Source organism: Paraburkholderia sp. SIMBA_053 (assembly GCF_046534895.1).
In the GTDB taxonomy this organism is placed as follows: domain Bacteria; phylum Pseudomonadota; class Gammaproteobacteria; order Burkholderiales; family Burkholderiaceae; genus Paraburkholderia; species Paraburkholderia caledonica.
In genome coordinates, this window is sequence record NZ_JAWRXU010000006.1 from 300,077 (window position 1) to 319,837 (window position 19,761).

General features: G+C 62.5%; 16 protein-coding genes. 4 read left to right on the forward strand and 12 right to left on the reverse strand.

From position 1 onward, the window contains the following. Positions 1-19: 19 nt before the first annotated feature. The 8 genes from esaR to def form a co-directional block, all read right to left on the reverse strand. Positions 20-712 carry a response regulator transcription factor EsaR gene (gene esaR / locus SB753_RS20840; protein ID WP_027776814.1) on the reverse strand — a complete coding sequence of 231 codons (693 nt, stop codon included), beginning with the start codon at positions 710-712 and terminating at the stop codon, positions 20-22. After that, positions 713-3,127 (reverse strand): sensor histidine kinase, encoded by a 2,415-nt coding sequence (locus tag SB753_RS20845; protein ID WP_204522629.1) that lies wholly within the window; start codon positions 3,125-3,127, stop codon positions 713-715. It abuts the gene before it with no gap. Next, a complete protein-coding gene (locus SB753_RS20850) occupies positions 3,117-3,716 on the reverse strand; it encodes a DUF4390 domain-containing protein (RefSeq protein ID WP_020067272.1) in 600 nt (199 codons plus the stop codon). The genes SB753_RS20845 and SB753_RS20850 overlap by 11 nt, the downstream gene beginning before the upstream one ends. Then, positions 3,713-5,152 carry a 16S rRNA (cytosine(967)-C(5))-methyltransferase RsmB gene (rsmB, locus tag SB753_RS20855; RefSeq protein ID WP_410801597.1) on the reverse strand — a complete coding sequence of 480 codons (1,440 nt, stop codon included), beginning with the start codon at positions 5,150-5,152 and terminating at the stop codon, positions 3,713-3,715. Before rsmB ends, SB753_RS20850 begins: the two co-directional genes overlap by 4 nt. 168 nt (positions 5,153-5,320) lie before the next feature. Further along, positions 5,321-6,178: a zinc metalloprotease HtpX gene (gene htpX, locus SB753_RS20860; protein ID WP_020067274.1), complete on the reverse strand. Its 858-nt coding sequence runs from the start codon at positions 6,176-6,178 to the stop codon at positions 5,321-5,323. A gap of 104 nt (positions 6,179-6,282) precedes the next feature. Further along, positions 6,283-6,924 carry a LysE family translocator gene (locus SB753_RS20865; protein WP_088176085.1) on the reverse strand — a complete coding sequence of 214 codons (642 nt, stop codon included), beginning with the start codon at positions 6,922-6,924 and terminating at the stop codon, positions 6,283-6,285. 113 nt (positions 6,925-7,037) lie between these two features. Continuing rightward, positions 7,038-8,024: a methionyl-tRNA formyltransferase gene (gene fmt, locus SB753_RS20870; RefSeq protein ID WP_410801599.1), complete on the reverse strand. Its 987-nt coding sequence runs from the start codon at positions 8,022-8,024 to the stop codon at positions 7,038-7,040. A 37-nt stretch (positions 8,025-8,061) separates the two neighbouring features. Then, the gene (def, locus tag SB753_RS20875) at positions 8,062-8,565 is read right to left on the reverse strand and encodes a peptide deformylase (protein WP_214878176.1); all 504 of its coding nucleotides are present in this window, start codon (positions 8,563-8,565) and stop codon (positions 8,062-8,064) included. A 244-nt stretch (positions 8,566-8,809) separates the two neighbouring features. Here def and dprA point away from each other — a divergent pair, with 244 nt between their 5' ends. The 3 genes from dprA to SB753_RS20890 all read left to right on the forward strand — a co-directional run bounded on the left by dprA (position 8,810) and on the right by SB753_RS20890 (position 13,436). Further along, entirely contained in the window at positions 8,810-10,072 is a 1,263-nt protein-coding gene (gene dprA, locus SB753_RS20880; RefSeq protein WP_410801601.1) for a DNA-processing protein DprA, read from the forward strand. Positions 10,073-10,139: 67 nt separating this feature from the next. Next, positions 10,140-10,517 carry a thioredoxin family protein gene (locus tag SB753_RS20885; protein WP_020067279.1) on the forward strand — a complete coding sequence of 126 codons (378 nt, stop codon included), beginning with the start codon at positions 10,140-10,142 and terminating at the stop codon, positions 10,515-10,517. 249 nt (positions 10,518-10,766) lie between these two features. Then, positions 10,767-13,436 carry a DNA topoisomerase III gene (locus tag SB753_RS20890; RefSeq protein WP_410801603.1) on the forward strand — a complete coding sequence of 890 codons (2,670 nt, stop codon included), beginning with the start codon at positions 10,767-10,769 and terminating at the stop codon, positions 13,434-13,436. Positions 13,437-13,591: 155 nt separating this feature from the next. Here SB753_RS20890 and SB753_RS20895 read toward each other — a convergent pair whose 3' ends face one another. Beyond that, the gene (locus SB753_RS20895; protein ID WP_088176081.1) at positions 13,592-14,695 is read right to left on the reverse strand and encodes a LysR family transcriptional regulator; all 1,104 of its coding nucleotides are present in this window, start codon (positions 14,693-14,695) and stop codon (positions 13,592-13,594) included. 345 nt (positions 14,696-15,040) lie between these two features. Beyond that, on the reverse strand, positions 15,041-16,909 hold the full coding sequence (locus tag SB753_RS20900; protein WP_410801605.1) for a phosphoenolpyruvate carboxykinase (GTP): 1,869 nt from the start codon (positions 16,907-16,909) through the stop codon (positions 15,041-15,043). A gap of 373 nt (positions 16,910-17,282) precedes the next feature. Between SB753_RS20900 and SB753_RS20905 the strand changes: the two genes are divergently transcribed. After that, positions 17,283-18,296, forward strand: coding sequence for a D-2-hydroxyacid dehydrogenase family protein (locus SB753_RS20905; protein ID WP_128584212.1), 1,014 nt, complete (start codon positions 17,283-17,285; stop codon positions 18,294-18,296). Here the strand turns inward: SB753_RS20905 and SB753_RS20910 are convergent. Together SB753_RS20910 and SB753_RS20915 are read right to left on the reverse strand one after the other, a co-directional pair. After that, positions 18,293-19,156 carry a patatin-like phospholipase family protein gene (locus SB753_RS20910; protein ID WP_087752322.1) on the reverse strand — a complete coding sequence of 288 codons (864 nt, stop codon included), beginning with the start codon at positions 19,154-19,156 and terminating at the stop codon, positions 18,293-18,295. The genes SB753_RS20905 and SB753_RS20910 overlap by 4 nt on opposite strands. Positions 19,157-19,189: 33 nt before the next feature. Next, complete coding sequence (locus tag SB753_RS20915) at positions 19,190-19,594, reverse strand: PaaI family thioesterase (protein WP_020067285.1); 405 nt, start codon at positions 19,592-19,594, stop codon at positions 19,190-19,192. Positions 19,595-19,761 lie beyond the last annotated feature (167 nt).

Below are 19,761 nucleotides of genomic sequence, written 5' to 3' on the forward strand. Positions count from 1 at the left end.
CGCGCAGGTAACGCGGTGCTCACTCGCCTTTGTTCTTCCCGAGATCGACGCCGAGCTGTTTGAGCTTGCGATACAAGTGCGTGCGCTCCAGGCCCGTCTTTTCCGCGACACGCGTCATGCTGCCGTTCTCGCGCGCGAGGTGATACTCGAAGTACGCGCGCTCGAACGCATCGCGCGCATCGCGCAGCGGGATGTCGAACGAGATGGATGCCGTCTGCGCCGCGAGCACGCCGCTGCCCAAGCCGTCAGCCGAGGAAAGCATTGGCAATGCCGCCGCCGAAGCCACCGCCGAAGAATTCATCGGCGACGTCAATTTGGCGGCGGTGCCGCCCGGCGCTACGGCCGCAGTGCCGCGCGCAAGGCCTTGCTCGACAGCCTTCAGCAACTTCTGTAACGCGATCGGCTTCTCGAGGAAATTCAGCGCGCCGATCTTCGTCGCTTCGACTGCGGTGTCGATCGTCGCGTGGCCTGACATCATGATCACCGGCATCGTGAGCTGCCCTTGCGCAGCCCATTCCTTGAGCAGCGTCACGCCGTCGGTATCGGGCATCCAGATGTCGAGCAGCACCAGGTCCGGCGCCTGACGCAAACGGAATTCGCGCGCCTGCTGCGCGTTTTCCGCTGCCTCCACGACATGCCCCTCGTCGCTCAGGATCTCCGAGAGCAATTCCCGGATGCCCATTTCATCATCTACCACCAGGATGGTTGCCATTTACGCTGCCTTTGTCTGCACTGTTGCTTTTGTCTTTCCCTGCGACGTACTGCCGTGCGCAGGACGCGGTCCCGCTTCGGGAGCCGCGGCGTCGTCTGCCAGTTGAAGGAAGAGAATCGAAATTTGCGCGCCTTCGATGACATCGCCCGCTTTCAGGCGGTTTCGAATGTCGATGCGCGCGCCATGTTCGTCGACGATCTTCTTGACCATCGCAAGACCCAGGCCCGTGCCTTTCGCCTTGGTCGTGACGTAAGGCTCGAATGCACGGGTGAGGATACGCGTTGGGAAGCCCGGTCCGTTATCCGACACTGTCAGACGTACCGCGACGCGTGCCTTGCCTTCCGCGTCGGGGTCTCCGTATTCTACTGTCCTCGTCTCGAGCACCACACGCGGGTGCTCGATCTCTGCCACCGCGTCCTGCGCATTCTGCAGCAGGTTGTGGATCACCTGGCGCAATTGCGTTGCGTCACCACGAATCGCGGGCAGCGCGGAGAGTTCGACATGAATCGCGCCCTTGCCTTCCTCGATGCCATACAGCGTCAGCACTTCGGTCACGAGATCGTTTAATTGCAGATGCGCCAGCACGGCGGGAGGCGTGCGTGCGTAGTCCCGGAAATTGTCGACCATCTGCTTCATCGCCGCGACCTGGTTCACAATTGTGGTCGCGCCGCGCTTGAGCACATCTGCGTCCGACGGCGACAGCTTGTCGGCGAGCTTCATCTGCAGACGTTCGGCAGATAGCTGAATCGGCGTAAGCGGATTCTTGATCTCATGCGCGAGCCGCCGCGCGACCTCGCCCCATGCAATGGAACGCTGCGCGGAAATGACGTCCGAGATGTCGTCGAATACCACGACATAGCCCGACGTCTGCATGTCCTGAGCGTCGCGATCGGTCGCCGACACGAGGCGCGCACCGCGCACGAGTAACGTGAGGGGCTCGCTTTCGCCGGCCACCTGAACCGAGAACTGCTGCTGCCAGTGGCCGCCGTCGTCGTGACCGTCGCCGCTTGCCGCTTCGCGATCGGCAAACGCCTTGCGCACCATGCCGCCGAATTCGCTCAGCACGCCGATCTGTTCGAGCGCCGAGCCCAGCACCTCCTGGAACTGCTGACGGAAGATGCGCTCGGCGCCACGATTCGCGGTGGTGAGCCGGAACTGGCGGTCGAACACGAACACGCCCGCAGTGAGGTTCGCGAGAATACTTTCCAGATACGCCTTCGAATGCTCGAGTGCGATGCGATTATTCTCGACGGCCGCGCGTGCCTCGGACAATTGCCGCGTCATTGCGTTGAACGACTGCGTGAGAAAGCCGAGCTCGTCGCGCGATTTGATTTCGCGCTTCGGCGTGTAGTCACCCTCGGTGATTTCCTTCGTGCCCTGCGCGAGCAGGAACAGCGGCCGCGCGAGCTGATTGCCGAGCGCGAGCGCGAGCATCATCGCGATGAACGTGGCGAGAAAGAGCGCGAGCGTCAGCGTGCCGATATACATCTTGCGCAAGCCGGTTCGTCCGAGCGCTTTTTCCTGATACTCGCGATACGCGCGTTGCACAGCATCGGCGTTGCGTGCGAGCGATTGCGACACTGGCTGTGTGAGTTGCAGGAAGCGTTCAGTGGGCTGCAACAGCGACGCATTCGAGTCGGGAATACGCTGCACGACGCGCAGTCGCAGCGCGCCCTTGCTGCCGTGAGCGCGAGGATCGCCGTCGACTTCGCCTTCTATTGCCGCGTAGCCGCGTCCGCGCGCCTGGTCGAGCATTAGCGGCGTAGGCAAATCGTTCGGTACGAGCGACGCGTAATTGCTGGATGCCTGCGCGACCACATGCATGTCGGGCGTTGCGCCGGACATGCTGCGCGTGGGCTCGACGATTGTCGCGTCCTGCACGCCGAACTGGTCGCGCAGACGCAGCAGCGTGAGCGTCGTACCCGCGGCGTCCGCGCTCGCGAGCTGCTCGGACATCAGGCGGCCCTTGGTTTGCAGATCGGACAGCGACGCGTCGAGCATGCCGCGCCCGAGGTTCAGACCGGACGTGAGCGCGGTTTCGACATTCACGTCGAACCACGACTCGATACTGCGCGACACGAACTGATACGAGACCACATAAATGATGCCGCCCGGCACCACGCCGACCAGCGCCATGAAGAACGCGAGTTTGGCGAGAAGCCGCGTGCCGAACTTACCCTTTCGTAATCGCGCAATGATGATGATGACGAGCGTCGCCACCACCAGCAGAAAGATCATCGCGACCACGAGGTTCGCGGCATAAAGCCACTGGTAATAGCGGTCGAAGAATTCGGTGTTCGCGCTTGCCGCCGCGAGCAGCACGAGCAGCAACACAGCCGTCACGGCGACGGTGGAAACCAGCACGCGCACGACGATGCTGCTGACACTGGTGGCGGAGCGCACTTTATTTAGCACGTTCGGTCACCGTAAAAGTAAAGCGCTTCCATTCGGAAGCGAGATTCCAGTCGCGGTTGTTGACCGCGTCGATCTGGAACGGTTTGGGCATCAATGCGATGTCGAGTTGCATGCGCACGGACGCGTTGTACGTCTCACCGGCATGCACTTCGTTGCGGTCGATCACGTGCCACGACGTCACGTGCTTGATGACCGCGAGCGCATCTTTAAGCGTCGTGAAGCCGAGTTGCAAACCACCCGACGACACGCTGGACACGCGATATTCGCGCGTGAGCGGCTGAAACGACAGGCGAAGGCTTTGCGACACGTTCACCGGCTGCTCGTCGAACCAGTACCAGCGCGGCCGGCTCAACTCGAAGTCGGTTGTGAAATACAACGGGATGCCCTTATTCACGGCGTCTTCGAGATTGCTGTTCAACTCGAAGTCGAAACGCGCGTCCAGGCTCCAACCGGTGTTGTCGGCCTGCAGCGAAGCGCGCTGCACGGCAATCGAGTCGGCGTACGCCGCGCCGGGCGCGACAAGCCAGACGGCCAGCGCGACCCAAAGCACGGCAGCGAGCCGAAGCGGGAAGAAGCGTTTGATGGTCACCGTTTCTGAAAGCGCGCGTAGAAAAATCCGTCGTGGTCTGAGTTCGCGCCGGCGCTGATGTCAGCGAATTCTCCGGCATGGGAACCGGCCGATGTGTCGGCGGGCGCGCGGGCGACCGTAGGTAAAAGTTGCCCCGGCGCGTCCAATCGTACCGCATCCTGGTGCTTGTTTCCAAACCACTGCGCCTGCAACTCGCCTTCTTCGGGAAAGATCGAGCACGTAACGTAGAGCAATTCACCGCCTGGCTTCACGAGCGGCCACAGCGCGTCGAGAATGCGCCGCTGTTCGTCGACGAGCGCGGGAATATCGGAGGCGCGGCGCAACCAGCGAATATCCGGATGACGCCGCACGATGCCCGACGCCGAGCACGGCACGTCGGCGAGAATGCGGTCGAACGGCTGATCGATGTCGTCGTGCCATTTCGACGGCGTGCCCGCGTCGCCAATGCGCACTTCCGCCTGGAGCTTCAGGCGCTGCAAATTTTCGCCGATGCGCCGGGCGCGCGTCGCATCGCTTTCGAGCGCAATCAGTTGCAGGTTCGCCAGTTCCAGCAGATGCCCGGTCTTGCCGCCGGGCGCGGCGCAGGCGTCGAGCACACGCATGCCGTCACGCACGCCGAGCAGTTGCGCGGCGAGCTGAGCGCCTGCGTCCTGCACCGAAACCACGCCTTCGCTAAAGCCGGGAATTCGGTCGACGGGCATGGGCGTGGCGAGCTTCACCGCGTATTCGCCGGCTTTGCTCGCGACAATATGATGCTGCTCGAGAACCTGCAGATACGCATCAACCGTCGAATGACGGGCGTTCACACGCAGCGTCAACGGACCTTGCGTGTTGCCGGCTGCGAGCACGTCCTGCCACGCGTCCGGCCATGCGCGTCTTACCGCGTCGATCCACCATGACGGGTAGTTCCAGCGCGCGACTTCATCGGCCTGCGCCGCTTCGAGCAGCGCCTCGCGTTCGCGCAGGAAGTTGCGCAGCACGGCGTTGATAAGCCCCTTGGCGAACGAGAATTCGCGACGCGCCGAGATCGCGCTCACTGCCTGGTCGACCACCGTGAACGGCGTGTAGGCTGCGCTGGCTTCGTCGTCGATCAGAAGCGCGATCGCGCAGGCAAGCACATGACCGACGTGCGGCGGCGGCGCCTTTTTGACGAGCTTTGCGATCAACCATTCGGCAGTCCCGAGACGGCGCATCGTGCGATAGGCGATGTCCTGCACCGCGCCGCGCGCAGCAGCGGCACTACCCTCGGGCGCAGACACGAAAACAGATTGCAGCGCGGCCGGCAAAGCCGCCCCGAGGCGGACAGCGCCAACCGCTTGCGCTGCGCAGTCGAGCGCAAAGCCGAGCGATTCCGGCGCAAGATGCAGCACGGACAAACGGGATTCGCGCGGACGCGCCGACGAAGAAGCAGAACGCGAAGAAGGCTTTAGATTCATGGGAAGGCAAAGGCAGGCCGTGCGGTACGCGCGACACAATGAACACACATTGTAGCGTGGCGCGGCTAACGGCCCCCGCACGCGCGGCGGCCGCTGAAGCGCGCGCTGTCACCAAATTAAAAAGGCGAGTCAGAAGACTCGCCTTTGGTCATGCACTGCGCATACGCGTTATTCGAAGCGCCCGGTTCGGGCCATCTCCATCAAACGCGCGATGCGCTCTTCTGTGGCCGGGTGCGTTGAAAACAGATTCGCGATGCCGCCGCCCGCCAGCGGATTCATGATCATCATCTGCGCAGTGGCCGGATGCTGCTCGGCTGCCGGAAACGGAATGCCGCTCGCATAACGATGGATCTTGTCGAGCGCCGAAGCCAGCGCTTGCGGGTCGCCGGAAATCTGCGCGCCGCCACGATCCGCTTCGAATTCGCGCGCACGCGAGATCGCCATCTGGATCAGCGCACCGGCAATAGGCGCGAGCAGCGCGACCGCAATGCTGGCGATCGGGTTCGTGGGACGCCCGTTTTCGTCGCGGCCGCCGAAGAACATAGCAAAGTTCGCGAGCGCGGAAATCGCGCCGGCCATAGTGGCCGAAATTGTCGAAATCAGAATGTCGCGGTGCTTCACGTGCGACAGTTCGTGTGCCATCACACCGCGCATTTCGCGCTCGGACAGCACGCGCAGAATGCCGGTGGTCGCGGCAACCGCTGCATGCTCCGGATTGCGGCCGGTGGCGAACGCATTAGGCGCGTCTTCGTTGATCAGATACACGCGCGGCATCGGCAAGCCGGCGCGCGTGGAAAGCTCGCGCACCATGCGGTAGAACTGCGGCGCGCTGGTTTCGTCGACTTCCTGCGCGTTGTACATGCGCAGCACCATCTTGTCCGAAAACCAGTACGAAAAGAAATTCATGCCGAGAGCGATGACGAGCGCGATCGTCATGCCGCGCGTGCCGCCTATCATTCCGCCGATCACGATGAAAAGGGCCGTGATCGCGGCCATCAACATCGCGGTTTTGACCCAATTGAACATGTCTGCAACTCCTTGCCCTAACGCGGGGTTCATTTCCATGCCGCATCGTCGCGGCGCCTGATTGTAAGCTAACTGTTAGATATAGGCGCGCGCGGAAAATTCAATCATCTCGATGCGGTGGCGAGCTTGATTCCCAGGCCGACAAAGGCGCTGCCGACGCCGCGGTCCAGCCACTTCTTCACCGACGGCTTGCCGGAGAACCGCCGCGTCACGCTGCCGGCGATCCAGGCGACGAAGCTGTTCCACAGCATGCTCATCACGACGAATACTGCGCCGAGCGTGAGAAATGCGAGCGCCTTGTGATCCGTGCCGGCAGTAACGAACTGCGGAAAGAACGAGACAAAGAAAAGCACGACCTTGGGGTTCAGTACGTTTGTCCAGAAGCCTTGCAGGAACAGCTGGCGCAGCGACTTGGGTGCACCCGCCCCGCGCGCTTCGCCGCGGGCCTCGTCTTCGGCAGGTTTCGCGAAGATAAGGCGCACGCCGAGATAAATCAGATAAATCGCACCGACAAACTTGATCACGGTGAACGCCGTGGCCGACGCGGCGAGCAGCGCGGTCAAGCCGAACGCGCAAGCTAGCGAATGGACGCAGCACCCGGCCGAAATGCCCAGCGCGGACATAAGCCCCGCGCCGCGGCCCTGCGCGACGCTACGCCCGACGATATAAGCCGTGTCAGGCCCGGGCGTCACGTTCAGCAGGAAGACCGCGACGACGAAGAATTCGAAATGGGTGATGCCGAACATGAGGATCCTCGGAACATGAGCGTTTGCATGGAGGATTTTAACGCGCGGCGACTGTCGGGCGGGGCCGTTGAGCATCGGCCAAACGGACGATGTTCAGGCGCCGCCGACTGGTGCTACTTTGCTTCGGGAAGCTGGAAACGCTGCCCCGCAGCCAGCGCAAAGCCGGCCAGGAATTCGCGTACCGGCAGACGTTTGCCGCCGGGCTTCTGCAATTGCGTGAGACGCAGCGCGCCGTCGCCGCAGGTCACGACGACCCCTTCGGGCGAAACGCCGGCGATCGTGCCGGGCGCATCCCCGGCTTGCGTGGGTTCGGCCGCCGCCGCCCAGATCTTGATCGACGTGCCGTCTTCGAGCGTCGCCACGCTGCCCGGAAAGGGATCGAACGCGCGCACCTGGCGGGCGAGCACCGAAGCCGGGCGGCGCCAGTCGAGCGCGGCCTCGTGCTTGCCGATCTTTTCGGCGTACGTCACGCCATCGAAGGGTTGCGGCGTCGAGGTCAGCTTGCCATTGCGCTCCAGTTCGACGAGCGCCGCGATTATCAGCTTCGCGCCGTGTTCGGCGAGGCGGTCGTGCAACGTGGCGGTGGTCTCGTTCGCGGAAATCGGCGTGCGCACCTCGGAGATCATGGCGCCGGTGTCGAGACCCGCATCCATTTGCATCAGCGTGATGCCGGTTTCAGCGTCACCCGCTTCGATCGCGCGATGGATCGGCGCGGCGCCGCGCCAACGCGGCAACAGCGACGCGTGAATGTTGATGCAGCCAAGCGGCGCAATATCGAGTACTTCCTGCGGCAGGATCAGGCCGTAGGCTGCAACCACCATCACGTCGTGCGGCGTGGCGCGCAGGAGGTTGATGGCGGCTTCGGCCTCGGCCGGGTATTTCCCTTCCCGGCGCAGCGAAGGCGGTTGCGCGACGGCCAGCCCATGTTCTTCGGCGTAGCGCTTGACCGGGCTCGCCTGCAGTTTCATGCCGCGCCCGGCCGGGCGGTCGGGCTGCGTCAGCACGAGCGGCACCGGAAAACCGGCGTCGTGGATTGCGGCCAGCGCGGCCGACGCAAATTCCGGCGTACCGGCAAAGACAACGCGCAACGAATGGCTCATGAGCAGGGGCAGAAGCAGGAAGCGGAATGAACGCGCATTACATTGCGTGGGCGAGCTTTTTCATCTTGCTCTTGATGCGCGTCTGCTTCAGCGGCGACAAATACTCGACGAACACACGGCCCATCAGGTGATCCATTTCGTGCTGGATGCACACGGCGAGCAAACCCTCGCAGTCCATTTCGAAGGTTTCGCCCTTTTCGTTCAGGGCCCGCACGCGCACTTTCTCGGCGCGTTCGACGTTGTCGTAAATGCCCGGCACCGACAGACAACCTTCTTCCGACAGCTTTTTCTCGCTGCTGGACCAGACGATTTCCGGATTGATGAAGGCGAGCAGTTGATCGTGCGCGTCCGACACGTCGATCACGATCACGCGCTCGTGCACGTCCACCTGGGTGGCCGCAAGGCCAACGCCCGGCGCGGCATACATGGTCTCGGCCATATCCGCGACGAGACGGCGGATGCGGTCGTTGACCTGTTCAACCGGCTTCGCGACCTTGTGCAGGCGCTTGTCCGGGTAATTGAGAATGTTCAGTAAAGCCATGATTTCGAGTGTGATTTTCCGGCGCCGCCAGCCGTGTGAGGGCTCACGTTGGCCATTCGGCCAGGTTGTCGGCCCGTCGCAATACGCACACGATAGATGGTGTCGAACCGGTTCGATTCAACGCGCCAGATGCGCCAAACGACGAGCCCGCGCGGGTGGGCGCGGCGCCGCAGTTATTTCGGATGATGAAAATTTTAGCATGGCGCCCGCCTGCCCGCTGGCCCTGCACTAGGAACGCCCCGCAATGCACACCTTGCCTGCAACTCATATCGAACTCGCCGCGTGGCTGCGGCTTTCTCTCGCCACGGGGCTCAAACCCGCGGCGCTGCGCCTGCTGCTGAGCGCCTTCGGGCTGCCCGAAGCAATTCTCCAGCAGGACCATGAAACGCTCGCCGCGATCGCCGGCGAGGCTGCGGCACGCGCCGCCCTGGCTCCCACCGGCCCTGAATTCGACGCTCAGCTCGACGCGGTAATCGCATGGCGCGACCTGCCGGGCAACCATCTGGTCACGCTCGACGACCCGGCCTATCCGCCGGCGCTCCTCACCATGCCCGATCCACCTCCGTTGCTATATATAAAGGGCCGGCTGGACCTGTTGCATACACGAGCCGTCGCGCTGGTCGGCAGCCGCAGCGCCACGCCGCAAGGCATGGAAGACGCCGAGCGGTTCGCGCGGACGTTTGCGGCGGCAGGCGTCACCGTCGTGTCGGGGCTGGCGCAAGGCATTGACGGTGCGGCTCATCGGGGCGCGCTCGAAGGCGTCGGCAGCACGGTCGCCGTAATCGGTACGGGCGCCGATCTCGTCTATCCGGCTGCGCACCACGCTCTCGCCCGGCAAATCGCGATGCAAGGCGCCATTCTCTCGGAATGGCCGCTCGGCACGCCCGCACGCGCCGCCAACTTTCCGCAGCGCAACCGGCTGATCGCTGGACTCGTCAGCGGCGTGCTGATCGTGGAAGCGGCCATGCGTTCGGGCTCGCTCATCACGGCGCGCCTAGCGAACGAGATGGGCCGCGATATCTTCGCGTTGCCGGGCTCGATCCACGCGCCGCTGTCGCGCGGATGCCATCGCATGATCAAGCAGGGGGCGAAGCTCGTGGAGACGCCAGACGAGGTTCTGGAGGAATTGGGCTTCGCGATAACCACGCCAATTCGGGCTAGCACCCGGCGGGATAGGGCGGCGACGCAGGCGGCTTGCTCCGCTGCGGCCGACAATGCGGCAACCGCTCGTGCGCAGAGTGAAGAGTCGACGCAGACGGTGTCACGAGCGCGGGCATCGGACATGACCGTCTGCCGGGACCCGGACGCCCAGCGACTGCTCGCCGCCCTCGGCTACGCCCCAACGCCCCTTGAAATACTGGCCACGCGCACCGAAATGGATTACGCCCTACTACAAACGACGTTGCTGCAGCTGGAACTGGCCGGCGAGGTCAGCGCGCTGCCCGGCGGGCGTTACACCCGCGCAAGCCAAGGCCGGACCGCCGCGAACTGCTTTGACCCAGCTTGACCACTCTCCGGGATCGGCCATGCTACATTCGCGCCAAAGCATCCGACAAAGCACCTGAGGAACCACCATGCCCGCGCTGAATCTCGACACCGACCAAGACCGGATCGCCGAGCGCGTCAACGAGCCCGACACGCTGTTCGTTGCCTGCCTGTGTGCGCAATGGTGCGGGACCTGTCGCGAGTATCAGGAGGCGTTCGACAAGCTGGCCGAGCGGCATCCGGAAATCTGTTTCGCATGGATCGACATCGAAACGCATGCCGATCGCTTCGACGATCTCGATGTCGAGAATTTTCCCACCATCCTGATCGAAGACTCAGTAACGACACGATTCTTCGGCACCGTTTTGCCGCAGGCAGCGATCGTGGAGCGGATGTTGTCGGATTTGACCGCGTTGCCCGGCGTGAGCGGCGCGCCGAAATTGCGACCCGCGCTGACCGTCGCCTAAGAGCGATCGGCCGCCTGTAGGCGCCGTTACGGCGCAGGCATTGCGGCCGGCGCGGAGCATGTTTAACGCAGCCTGGTCAGTTGCCAGGCGCGCAATTTTGATGTCGCGCTTTTATGGCAGTTGACACGCCGCGTTCGCGCCGTGTGCTATAAAGCGGTCGTTAATGGGTCGCAAGGTCGCAAACGAGGGTCGCGCCAGAAGGGCGCGCTCAAGGCCACCAACCCGGATATACCAACCTCACATCGAGTCATGTCCAAAGCACTGATCATCGCCGAAAAGCCTTCCGTCGCGAACGACATCGCGCGCGCTTTGGGCGGTTTTACCAAGCATGACGAATACTACGAGAGCGACGAGTACGTGCTCTCTTCGGCAGTGGGTCACCTGCTGGAAATCGCCGCGCCCGACGAGTACGAAGTCAAACGCGGCAAGTGGAGCTTCGCCAACCTGCCCGTCATCCCGCCGCATTTCGATCTGAATCCGATCGCCAAGAGCGAGTCGCGCCTGAAGGTGCTGACCAAGCTGCTCAAGCGCAAGGACATCGACCGCCTCATCAACGCATGCGACGCGGGGCGCGAGGGCGAACTGATTTTCCGCCTCATCGCGCAACATGCGAAAGCGAAACAGCCGGTTCAGCGTCTGTGGCTGCAATCCATGACGCCGGCCGCCATCCGCGACGGCTTCGCGCGTCTGCGCAGCGACGAAGAAATGCAGCCGCTCGCCGACGCCGCACGCTGCCGCTCGGAAGCCGACTGGCTCGTCGGCATCAACGGCACCCGTGCGATGACCGCGTTCAACAGCAAGGGCGGCGGCTTCTTCCTGACCACGGTCGGCCGGGTACAAACGCCAACGTTGTCTATCGTCGTCGAACGCGAAGAGAAAATTCGCCGCTTCGTGCCGCGAGACTATTGGGAAGTGAAAGCGGAGTTCGTGTGCGCGGCCGGTTTCTACGAGGGCCGCTGGTTCGACCCGAAGTTCAAGCGCGACGAGTTCGATCCAGAAAAGCGCGACTCGCGTCTGTGGGCGCTGCCCGCGGCCGAGACGATCGTCGCCGCATGTCGCGGCCAGATCGGTACGGTGAGCGAGGAATCGAAGCCGTCCACGCAGCTGTCGCCGGCGCTCTTCGACCTGACCAGCTTGCAGCGCGAAGCGAACGGCCGCTTTGGTTTCTCGGCCAAGAACACGCTGGGCCTCGCGCAGGCGTTGTACGAAAAGCACAAGGTGCTGACCTATCCGCGGACCGACGCGCGCGCGCTGCCCGAAGACTATATGGATACGGTCAAGCAGACGCTCGGCATGCTCAAGGAGAGCAACAACTATCTCCCGTTTGCCAAGCAGGTGCTTGATAAGGGCTGGGTGAAGCCGAACAAGCGCATCTTCGATAACTCGAAGATCAGCGACCACTTCGCAATCATCCCCACGCTGCAGGCGCCGAAGAATCTGTCAGAGCCGGAACAGAAGCTCTACGATCTGGTGGTGAAGCGCTTCCTGTCGGTGTTCTTCCCGGCAGCGGAATTCAAAGTGACCACCCGCATTACCGAAGTGGTCGGGCATCACTTCAAGACCGAAGGCAAAGTGCTCGTCGAGCCGGGCTGGTTGCAGGTGTACGGTCGCGAAATCAGCGGTGAAGATGCCAACCTCGTGCCGGTGCAGAAGGACGAGAAGGTCAAGACCGACAAGATCGCCGCCCAGCAACTCGTGACGAAACCGCCTGCACGCTACAACGAAGCCACGTTGCTGTCCGCAATGGAAGGCGCGGGCAAGCTCGTGGAAGACGACGAGTTGCGCGAGGCGATGGCCGCAAAGGGGCTCGGTACGCCGGCCACGCGTGCCGCCATCATCGAAGGTCTGCTTGGTGAGAAGTATCTGATTCGCGAAGGTCGCGATCTGATTCCGACCGCGAAGGCATTCCAGTTGATGACGCTGCTGCGCGGGCTCGGTGTGAAGGAATTGACCGCGCCGGAGCTCACAGGCGAGTGGGAATACAAGCTGTCGCAAATGGAGCGCGGCAACCTGCCGCGCGACGCGTTCATGCAGGAAATTGCCCGCATGACGCAGACCATCGTCAAGCGCGCAAAAGAATACGATTCGGACACGATCCCCGGCGATTACGCGACGTTGCAAACGCCGTGTCCGCACTGCGGCGGCCAGGTGAAGGAGAATTACCGTCGCTTCGCGTGCTCGAAGTGCGAATTCTCGATTTCGAAAATCCCCGGCGGCCGCCAGTTCGAGATCGAGGAAGTCGAGGAACTGCTGAAGAACAAGACGATCGGTCCGCTGTCGGGTTTCCGCAGCAAGATGGGCCGCCCGTTTTCGGCAATTCTCAAGCTTTCACTCGACGACGAAATCAAGAACTACAAGCTCGAGTTCGACTTCGGTCAGGACGCGGGCGGCGAAGACGGCGAACCGCCTGACTTCTCCGACCAGGAATCGGTGGGCGCATGTCCTAAGTGCAAGGGCCGCGTGTTCGAGCACGGCATGAGCTACGTCTGCGAGAACTCGGTCGCGAGCCCGAAAACTTGCGACTTCCGCTCGGGCAAGGTGATCCTGCAGCAGGAGATCGCCCGCGAGCAGATGGCGAAGCTGCTCGAAGAAGGCCGCACCGACCTGCTGACCAACTTCAAGTCGTCGCGCACCGGCCGTAACTTCAAGGCGTTCCTCGTCAAGCAGAACGACGGCAAAATCGGCTTCGAATTCGAGAAGAAAGAGCCCTCGGCCAAGACGGCGGCGAAGACCGCCGCGGCAAAGTCAGCCGCAAAGGGTGGAGCAGAGTTCGAATCGGACGAAGGCGACGCGACGGTCGCGGTGAAGGCAGCGCCGGCGGCGAAAAAGGCCGCGGCGAAGAAAGCGCCGGCAACCAAAACCGCTGCGGCAAAGAAGGCGCCAGCGAAAAAGACGGCGGCTCGTAAGACGGGCTCCTGATCGAGCGACAAGGCGGGCGTGCACGGCCTCCGCGCCGCTGCCTGCCCGATCTCAAGTTGACGATAAAAAAGCGCGATCACCAAAGGTGACCGCGCTTTTTTTTCGCCCTGCCCAACGCGCTTGTACTGCGCGGCCTGGACTCTCGAACGACGCCTTTACAGTGGAGTCAACGCCGAGAGCCGCGTGCGGTTCGACGTCTTCGCCAACGTCTTGGGCACCGGTGACAATTCGCTGTCCAGCAGACGCGACAGCGGCTCGGCGCCGTCAAAAGCTTCGGGCGGCATGGACGAATCCGCCGCTTCGAATGACGCCTGCGATGCCGGCCGCCCGACGCCGTCTTTGATCCACTGTTCGCCAAGCAGGCTGTTCGGCGTCTGGCTGAAATGCTCGACCAGGTGATCAATGAACGTGCGCACCTTCGCGGGCAAGTGACGGCGGCTCGGATAAGCGATGTTGATCTCGACTTGTGGCAAACGGTAGTCGCCCAGCAAGCGCACCAGCCTGCCGCGCGTCATGTCGCGGCCGATCAGATAACTCGGCAGAATCGCGATGCCCATGCCGAGCAGCGCAAACTGACGCAGCATCTCCGTATTGTTTGCCACGATCACGTTCGACGGACGCACGCGCACTTCGCCTTCCGGGCCCGTAAATACGCGCTCGTCGCCCCAATATTCGGACGGCAGGCTCAGGCACGGATGCTCCAGTAAATGCTCGGGACGCGTGGGCGTGCCGTGCTTTTCCAGATACGCAGGCGTTGCGCACACGGTCATGCACCCCGTGGTCAGACGCCGTGTGACAATGCTCGCGCTGCGCATTTGCCGGGCAATGACGACACCTACGTCGAAGCCTTCTTCCACCAGATCGACCTGACGGTCCACGAGCGTCACGTCGGGAATCACTTTCGGATAGCGCTCCGCGTATGTCTGCAGCACCGGAGCCAGATTGTGCAAGCCGAACACGACCGGCGCGACGATCCTCAAGGTGCCGACGGGCTCGTGATTTCGCGCGACCACCATCTGCTCGACGTCTTCAAGTTCGTCGAGAATCTGGCGCGCGCGCTCGAGATAAACCTGACCGGATTCGGTCAGGGACAAGCTGCGAGTTGTTCTGTTGAGCAGCCGCGTGCCTAGACGCCCCTCCAGGTCGGCAACGTGACGGGTGGCAACTGCGTTGGAAATATCCATCGCGCTCGCGGCGCGGGCAAAACTGCCGAGATCCGCCACCTTGACGAAAACTCGCATCGACTGCAAATGGTCCATATGACAACTCCTGCCGTGTTACGGCTTCCTGACAATTGGTGATAACCAGTGGAAGCGAACTAGGGATTCTCCTACGACTCGCGCAATCGTGCAGAAGTTGCCCGCAAAAGCGGAAATTTCGTCAATTTTCGTGCGACTGTGCGCCCTAATGTGGGGCGCGAGTGTCGATTGTTCCGCAAATGGAAACAAACGTGCTGCGGCGCAGCTTGGGACAGGCGGTTGTGCGAATAGACACGGTTCAGGTGCGGTGCCGGTGTGCGCACCGGTGCTTCGAACATAACGCGGCCAAAAAGGCGAAAAAGCCGCCCGAAGGCGGCTTCCAATTGGTAGTGACCACTCACATGGCTAGGCGGCCAGTTTGCTTTCCAGTTGGGTTTTGGCTTGCGTCAGCGCGGGCGGCAAGCCTTGCTGCAACGTGTCGAAGAGTTCGGCATGGAGCGCAAGTTCAGCGCGCCAGGCTGCGTCGTCGACGGAGATGACCTGCTCGAACTGCTCGCGGCTGAAGTCCAAACCGCTCCAGTCGACGTCTTCGTACCGCGGCGACGTGCCAAACGCATGCTCTTCGCCCTGCGCGGTGCCCTCGATGCGGCCGACCATCCAGCCAAGCACGCGCATGTTTTCGCCGAAGCCCGGCCAGACGAACTTGCCGTCGGCACCCTTGCGGAACCAGTTGACGCAAAAGATTTTCGGCAGCTTCGCGTTCATCTGCTGCAAGCGCTCGCCCGTCTTCAGCCAATGGCCGAAGTACTCGCTCATGTTGTAGCCGCAGAACGGCAGCATCGCGAATGGATCGCGCCGCACGACGCCCTGCTGCCCGGCGGCTGCGGCGGTGGTCTCAGAGCCCATGGTCGCCGCCATGTAGACGCCCTCGACCCAGTTGCGCGCCTCCGTGACGAGCGGCACTGTGGTCGACCGGCGGCCACCGAAGATGAACGCGTCGATCGGCACGCCAGCCGGGTTTTCCCAGTCGGCGTCGATAGACGGACATTGCGACGCCGGCGCCGTGAAGCGCGCATTGGGATGCGCCGCCTTGCGCCCGCTCTCCTTCGCGCTCGCCGGCGTCCAGTCTTTGCCTTGCCAGTCGATCAGGTGCGCGGGCGGTTCGTCGGTCATGCCTTCCCACCAGACGTCGCCGTCGTCGGTGAGCGCTACGTTGGTGAAAATCACGTTTTCCTTCAACGTGGCCATTGCGTTGAAGTTGGTCTTTTCACTCGTGCCGGGGGCCACGCCGAAGTAACCTGCCTCCGGATTGATCGCGTACAGGCGGCCGTCCTTGCCCGGTTTGATCCACGCGATATCGTCGCCGATGGTGGAAATTTTCCAGCCGTTCAGCCCTTCTGGCGGAATCAGCATCGCGAAGTTGGTCTTGCCGCACGCCGACGGAAACGCCGCCGCCACGTGATGTTTGCGTCCCTCGGGTGAAGTCACGCCGAGAATCAGCATGTGCTCGGCAAGCCAGCCTTCGTCGCGGCCCATTGTCGATGCAATGCGCAGCGCAAAGCACTTCTTGCCCAGCAACGCGTTGCCGCCGTAGCCGGAGCCATAGCTCCAGATTTCGCGTGTCTCGGGAAAATGGACGATGTACTTGGTCGGATTGCACGGCCAGGGCACGTCTTTCGCGCCTGCCTCGAGCGGCGCGCCCACCGAATGCACGCACGGCACGAACTCGCCGTCTTCGCCGAGCACGTCGTACACCTTGCGGCCCATGCGCGTCATGATGCGCATGTTGGTGACCACATACGGGCTGTCGCTCAATTCGACGCCGATATGCGCGATCGGCGAACCCAGCGGGCCCATGGAGAACGGTACCACGTACATGGTGCGGCCACGCATCGCGCCGTCGAACAGGCCGTCGAGCGTTTCGCGCATTTCTTGCGGCGCGACCCAGTTGTTAGTCGGTCCCGCGTCTTCCGGACGTTGCGCGCAAATGAACGTGCGATCTTCGACACGGGCGACGTCGGAGGGATCGGACCATGCGAGATATGAGTTGGGACGTTTGGCGGGATTGAGCTTTCTGAGCGTGCCGGCTTCGACCATTTGTGCGCACAGCCGGTCATACTCTTCCTGCGATCCGTCGCACCAGACGATGTTGTCCGGCTTGGTCATAGCGGCAACGCGCTGAACCCAGTCGATCAGTTTTCGATGTTTGACCCACGCGGGCGCTTCTACTGACGCTTTGACTGTGGGTTGTCCTTCGAATGATGGATGATTCATCGACTTGTCTCCGTTTGTAGTGAATAGGAAAACGGTACAAGCCCGGCGATGCTGCATGCGAGAGGCATTTAATTGGTTGCGCCAGTTCTACGAACCGACGCGCAATTGCGCAGGTCATCACGGGCTTCAACACAGTCTGTTGGGCCGATACGCGCTGGACAGGCGATGCAACCGTCTGTAAAGCGGCTTGCCTCAACACGCAACAAACTGTTAAAAACGATGTCAATCGGCCTTGCCGTCACGCTGTCGTTCTATGCGGCAGCTTCTACGGTAAGGCAATCAGCCAGACCGCCATGTGACCTGGGTCACATGATGGGACAGTCAGCATAACATTCCGTTCCGCACCAACGTGGTGCGACGCAAGACACATACCATGAAGATTGCCATCCTCGACGATTATCAGGACGCCGTTCGCAAGCTCGACTGCTTTCAATTGCTGGCCGACCATGAGGTCAAAGTTTTCAATAACACCGTCCGCGGACTCGGCCAACTGGCGAGCCGTCTCTCGGAGGTCGACGCGCTTGTCCTGATTCGGGAACGCACTCGCATCAGCTCACAACTCCTCGATAAACTGCCTCGTTTGCGCATGATCAGCCAGACGGGTAAGGTGTCCAATCACATCGATCTCGGCGCTTGTACGGAGCGCGGCATTGCCGTGCTGGAAGGCAGCGGCTCACCGATCGCGCCCGCGGAACTCACGTGGGCTCTCATCATGGCGGCGCAGCGGCGCATTCCGCAATACGTGGCGAACCTTAAGCAAGGAGCCTGGCAACAGTCGGGGCTGAAGACGTCAGCACTGCCGCCGAATTTTGGATTGGGCCAGGTGTTGCGCGGTCAGACGCTGGGCATCTGGGGTTACGGCAAGATCGGGCGGCTCGTTGCCGGCTACGGCAAGGCGTTCGGCATGAACGTGTTGATCTGGGGCCGCGAGCATTCGCGCGAAGCCGCTCGCGAGGATGGATATGGCGTGGCAGAGAGCCGCGAAGCGCTGTTCGAGCAGAGCGACGTGCTGTCGCTGCATCTTCGTTTGCATGACGACACGCGCGGCATCGTCAAGCAGGAAGACCTGATGCGCATGAAGCCGACCGCGTTGCTCGTGAACACGAGCCGCGCCGAACTGCTCGACGAGAACGCGCTGGTCAACGCGCTTTCGCATAACCGTCCGGGCATGGTCGCAATCGACGTGTATGAAAGCGAGCCGATTCTGCAGGGCTACAGCCTGCTGCGCATGGAAAACGTGATCTGCACGCCGCACATCGGCTATGTCGAGCGCGAGAGCTATGAGCTTTACTTCAGCGCGGCGTTCAGGAACATCCTGGCTTTCGACGCCGGCGACACCGCCAGCGTGGCAAATCCCGAAGCGTTGCAGGGCGGGCGCCGGCGTTAAGCGGCAATTTCCAGCAGATCGGGCATGCGTTGGAGGAACGTCTCGCCGTCAGCGCGGCCGAGGTTGTATGCATGCACCATCTGCGAAGGACTCGTGTAGTCCCAGCTCGAAATAGGCACCTTGCGCGAGGGCTGCACGTAAAGCCGTTGTTGCGCGCCGTGAGGCACGACGAACATCTGCGGCCGCGGATAGAGACGCGTGACCATCACGAGTACGTTGCCGGGCGCGTCGGCGTCGAGCGCGCCGACGGGCACGTTGTCGACCATGCCGCCGTCGAGCACCGGGCGGCCATTGCGCCGCAAGACCGGCGTGAAAGGCGGCGTGCTCGACGACTGGAGAATCAGGTCCGCGAGATCTTCGACGGTCGCGCAATCTTGCGCGCGCACGAATTCCGGATGAAAACCAAGCGTCTGACCGAGCGTAGGGTGCAGCGTCTTGCGTACGTACTTTTCGATGTTGTACGCGATCAGGCCGGCCGCCACCGCGCTGCGCGCACCCAACCAGCGCGGCAGATGCGAAACGCCGATGCGAATTTCCGGCGCTTGCGCGAGTGATGAAAACTTCTCACCGTAAATGTCGAGCAGCGCCTGACGGTAGATGCGGTAGTGCGGAAAGACCGACTCGCCGCGCAGCAGGTTGCCCCAATAGGCGTTGCGTGAATTGTGACGTAGCGCGTCTTCGTAGTAGCGCATGACCCACTGTGAGTCGCGCGTGTAGAGCATGCACGCGGTCGCGGCGCCAGCGGAAATGCCGGCGATCACGCGTGGACGGATGCGCAACTCCGGTTGCACGACGTCCCAGAAACCCGCCTGCCACCAGCAACGATTGCCGCCGCCCGCGAACACAACCTGGTCGAACATCTCGATATCCTCTAATGCTGTCTGGCGCGCGGTTTATGCGAGCAACGCGTAAGTCGTGGTTGCGTGAACGGCCATGTTGCCGGTCTCGTCCAGCAGCTCGACTTCGCCGAACACGAGATTGCGGCCGAGACGCAGCACGCGGGCCGTGATCAGCACGTCGCCGTTGCGCACAGCACGCATGAAGCTGATGTTGAGCGACACGGTTGTCATCGGCTTGAAGCCGCCAAGCGCGGCTGAAATGGCGACGATCATCGCCGTGTCGGCCGCCGCCATGAACACCTGTCCGCAGATGACGCCGCCTGAGTGACGCAGCTCGCCGGAGAAAGGCAGGCGAAGCGTTGCGCTGTCCGCGTCGACCTTCACGGGAGTCAGCGTCAGCGAACGGACCCAAGGCGCGAGGACGCGGTCGAGCAATTCGGTGATCTCTTTGTCATCCATGGCAATTCCCCGTTGAAAGCCGCGCTGCGCAGAAGCGGCAAGTGTCCGCGACATGATACCGGGACGCCGAAGGCGGCGCGTTCTCGCGGGCGCCCGTTTTGGCGAGCGACGACTCTACTGGAACGAAGCGGTATTTTTAAGAAATCTGCGAAAGGGGGCTTGGCAAT